Raw genomic sequence first — 255 nt, 5'->3', positions numbered from 1 at the left:
GGGCTTTGTAATAGATAGACTAACCGAGGCTATCAAAATTCATAGAAACCGTATCGATCCGCCACCTGAAACTTTGGTAAAAGATAAGGGTATGATCTATGGTATAGGCAAAAGAGATGAAAATATCTTTACCATACTTAAAGTTGAAGCCTTACTTAAGCGTGAATTTTAATGATAAAACTTTGTGTTTTTGATTTTGATTCCACTTTGATGGATGGAGAAACTATTGATATATTAGCTAAGGCTTACGACAAA

1 protein-coding gene and 1 pseudogene are annotated in these 255 nt (G+C 33.7%); both read left to right on the top strand.

Translation table 11 applies throughout. The features are described 5' to 3' along the window. A partial coding sequence (locus KAR88_RS08755) for a chemotaxis protein CheW (RefSeq protein WP_192802453.1) occupies positions 1-172 on the top strand: 172 nt, incomplete at its 5' end. Next, positions 172-255: pseudogene (locus KAR88_RS08750) on the top strand (phosphoserine phosphatase SerB); the annotation flags it as partial. The gene KAR88_RS08755 and the pseudogene KAR88_RS08750, both read left to right, overlap by 1 nt.

Origin of the sequence: Campylobacter sp. JH23, from assembly GCF_017846595.1 — a bacterium.
Classification (GTDB): Bacteria; Campylobacterota; Campylobacteria; order Campylobacterales; family Campylobacteraceae; genus Campylobacter_D; species Campylobacter_D coli.
The sequence above is the reverse complement of the archived record's forward strand: the minus strand, read 5'-3'. Positions and strand labels throughout refer to the sequence as shown.